This window comes from Endozoicomonas sp. SESOKO3, from assembly GCF_024606255.1.
Genome location: NZ_JAHHPR010000434.1, coordinates 1 through 4,159 on the forward strand (window position 1 = coordinate 1; position 4,159 = coordinate 4,159).

Below are 4,159 nucleotides of genomic sequence, written 5' to 3' on the forward strand. Positions count from 1 at the left end.
AGTCGATCTCGGTACCGCGCCCCATAGTTCGGGCAATACGGGACAGGTTGACTGACCCCAAGAGGATGATGGCTTTAGTCCTCAATAGGGTAAAGTCAATAGTTTGCGTTCCAGCCTTTTCATGGACGCTGCCCAGCGTGCAACCATCGGTTTTTAAAAGAAGTTTTTAAAAGAAAAACACTCTTATTTTCTTAATCTATCCTTCCTCTCTGTAAACATGAACGCAAGTATAGAACGATTAAACACTCTCTCTTTATAGCACTGCTGATATTGCTACTAACGTGTTACTTCGTCTGCCAGGCTCACCCATTAACAAGCCGATTTGTTGTCGAGCTTGACCAGAAAACAGGTTCTCCAAACCAGAGCTTTTCTATAAAGCCTGACCAACATAAATTGCCCTGTAACCCGCCAGATGTTGTCGACACAGACGGCTATTCAAAATCAGCCTCGCTGCCTGAAAATAAGCGACATAAACTTTACAGTTACGGGGTAAAAACAACCATTATCGTATCGATTTCATGGCAGTTGCTTTTCGCCACCCACCTGCTGGTGGGTCACAAACTAATCTTGACTGCCAAAGATACCCCTCTATGCCCCTCCTCCTATTCGTGGCTACTTGTAGAAATGGTTGTCATAGTCGGCTGGCTCTTAAAAAACTATTGGCCCCCGGATTCACCGCTCTTTAATCTGATTGAAGAACAAGTGACAACACCTATTCTGACAAAGTGGGATCATGCGGCCATCACCATCATGTTAAACTCTGCAGCTAACCAACAGTCGCAACAGCCATCAGAATCATCGGGGCTTCAGGCCCCAAAGACAACCCCCTCCCTTATAAGCTCTTTCACTGGCCAACTGTATTCTGACTCTGGCGACGGTAACGAAGGCCCTCAACAACAGTCACATACTTTGGGTTTAAATTGTTTCGTCTTTCCATGCAACGGGGTTTGTAGTTTCAGACCGTCACCCGACAGCATAGAGCTCGCTGAATGGTCACTGAATTCCTTAGAAAGCTCATGCCCCCATCTCGCGTATGGACAATGTCTTCGTTGCATTGCTAATTTCGACCCTTCAGACACTGAAGATTCTCAACAAATGCCTTTCGATATGTTGGATTATCTCTTTGGTATGGAACGCCAGTCTGCTTTTGGCGAATTATTTGAGTCACAGTCGCATGGCATTGATGACAACCCGGCCAATCGCCGCAACGCTGTATGCGGAACGGCCTCAGACGGGGTCGCCTCAGACGGGGTCGCCTCAGACGGGGTTGCCTCAGACTCAATGAGTACAGAGACAACCTGTTCAACTGCACCTACCGGGCAACTAATCTGCGACACAACAGTGATCGGCAAGAATGGCCAGCCGCAACGATCCGGAACCGTCTGCGAGAATGCCACAGTCCTGGCGTTTCACAAAATGCCTGCCCACGGCGGGCAAAAAACCTGTGACATGATAGTGATCGGAAAGGATGGTCAACCTCGGCCATGCGGAGCAGTCTTCATAAGTACCAGAACCCTGTCGGTTCACAAAAGAAACATTCACTCAGGGCAAAAAGTCTGTGATGTAACAGTGGTCGGGGATGATGGCAAGCCGCGGCCATGCGGTAAGGTCTTTAAGGGCTCACAGGCCATATCGGATCACAAAAGAAGAAGCCACACCGGGCCACAAGCCTGTGACATGATTGTGGTCGGGGAGGATCACCAGCGGCGGCCATGCGGGATGATCTGCAAGAATATTCGAGCCCTGTCGGATCACAAAAGAAGACATCGAAAACGCAAGCTTTTGGATGAGAGGCGAAAGGATAACCCGAATCCTTAACGTAAAGTGAATAGATATAGATGCAACCTTTTGAAGGGACTTTGCCCGGATGCCCCTATTTGTGTTTTGACAGAAAAACATACTTATTTTCTTGGTCTATCCTTCCTTTCTGTCAACCATAAAACAAGGAAAGAATTATTAAACACTCACTCTTTGCGATACTGATAATGTTGCTGCTATCTTCGCTGTCTGTCGCTTGTCGGGCTCAAACGTTGACTGAACGTTATGTTGTCGAGTTTGAAAAGAATGGTGTTTCTCCAAACCAGAGATTTTTTAGAAAGCGTGAACGACATATACTGTCGGACAACCCGTCAGACATTATCGACACAAACGGCTATACAGGATCCGTTTCGGTTTCTGATACCAAACGACAGAAACCTTACGGTTACACATTAAAAACGACTATTATTAAATCAATTTCGTGGCAATGGCTTTACGCCACTCAACTATTGGTTGGTTTCGAACTGACCCTGACCATCAGAGACAGCCACCTGAATTCCGGCCCTTATTCATGGATACCTGCAGAAGTTGTGGTCGCTGTCGGCTGGCTTCTAAAAAGCTATTGGAGCTTCTATTTTCCGCTTTTAAACCCGATCGAACAACAAGAGGCATCTATAACGACACAAGGGGAGCAACTGTTTGCGGCGATCACTATGGTGTTGGGCTCTGGGCATAACCAAACACCATACCAGTCATCAAAATCTTCGGAGCAGCAAGCCCAACAAGCCCCTTCCCACCTCACAGGCTCTTTCATTAGTCTCCTGAATTCTGACGCTGGCGATGGTGACAGAGGCTCTCAACAACACAAACATACTTTGGGTTTAAATTGTTTCGTCCACCCCTGTAATGGTGTTTGCAATTTACGACAATCGTCTGATAGAAAAAGAGATACTGAGTCCCTATTCGAGCAGTCCGATACACTGATAGCGACTTCAGGAACAAAGACAGAAATAGAAACCACCCAACCGGGAGCAATACCCATACAAAGCTCATGCACCGATTTAAAGAATGAAAACTGCCTAAGCTGCATAAGCCATTTTGAGCCTGACAAAGCTACACATTCTCCAGACATTTCGCTTTTCGTACCATCGAATGAACTGCAATTCTCATTCAGGTCAGACCCGCTATTTGAACCAAAGTCGTGCACCATTAATGATGACCCAGGCAAGAGCGGCATATATAGAGACGGGGTCGCCTTAGACGGGGTCGCCTTAGATGGGGTCGGCTCAAACCCATTAAGTACAGAGGCCGCCAACATAACTGACACTGTCTGGCCACTTAATGAGGATGAGCCAATGTCTGGGAACTGGCCTTCCATCGCTAATGATTTTGCGGATATTAGTGGGTCACTCGATTCGCGCTGTCTTCTCGAAAAAGCCGCTTTTATCCTCACACTTAACCATTCAGAAACACAACACACAACCACTCAATCATCTCTATCGAGTCAGAGCCAACCATCGCTTTCCCTGACAGCCGCAATGCAGGTCTCAAACAACAGTGGGCAACTAACCTGTGACTATACAGTGGTCGGGGAGCATGGCCAGCCACAACTTTGCGAAAAGGTCTGCAAGAGTGCCAAAGCCCTGTCGGATGACAAAAGCGGAGTCCACACCACATCAAAAACCTGTGACTTAAAAGTGCACGGGGAGAATGGCCAGCCGCGGCCATGCGGGATGGTCTTCAAGAATACTCAACTTCTTTCAAATCACAAAAGAAAAGATCACACCGGGCCAAGAATCTGTGATGTGATAGTGATCGGAAAGGATGGTAACCCGCAGCGATGCGGGGCGGTCTGTAAGAATGTTTCAGCTCTGTCGTCTCACAAAAGCGGACGCCATACAGGGCAACGAACCTGTAACATGATCGTGGTCGGTGAGGATGGCATAGCGCAGCCATGCGGGAGGATTTACAAGAACGCTCAGCTTCTGTCGGCTCACAAGAGCGGATACCACACTGGGAAAAAAACCTGCAACCTGACAGTGGTCGGTGAAGATGACCAACAACGACCATGCGGGACGGTCTGCAAGAATGCTCAATCTCTGTCAGCTCATAAAACACAAATCCACACCGGACCAAAAATCTGTGACGTGACCATAGTCGGGGAGAATGGCCATCAGAGGTCATGTGGGAAGTTCTGTGAGAATCTCAGAGTCCTGGTGAATCACAAAAGAACACATCGAAAACGCAAGCCTGACGATGTCGACCAGAATCGTGCACTTCGATTTCTAAAGAATAAAAAGAACAAGTAAAACCCGCCCTTTCATGAGGCTTTGTCTGGTAATTCCTCTAGGAGGCTGACCGAGAATAGCGCCCGTAGCGAGGACGGCAGAAAATTGAGGAT

General features: G+C 47.7%; 2 protein-coding genes. Both read left to right on the plus strand.

What is annotated here, in order from left to right; all coding sequences use genetic code 11:
- Positions 1 to 270: 270 nt before the first annotated feature.
- Positions 271 to 1,818 (plus strand): hypothetical protein, encoded by a 1,548-nt coding sequence (locus KDK18_RS07470; RefSeq protein WP_257254263.1) that lies wholly within the window; start codon positions 271 to 273, stop codon positions 1,816 to 1,818.
- A 167-nt stretch (positions 1,819 to 1,985) separates the two neighbouring features.
- Positions 1,986 to 4,067: a hypothetical protein gene (locus KDK18_RS07475; protein ID WP_257254264.1), complete on the plus strand. Its 2,082-nt coding sequence runs from the start codon at positions 1,986 to 1,988 to the stop codon at positions 4,065 to 4,067.
- The last annotated feature ends 92 nt before the right edge of the window (positions 4,068 to 4,159 follow it).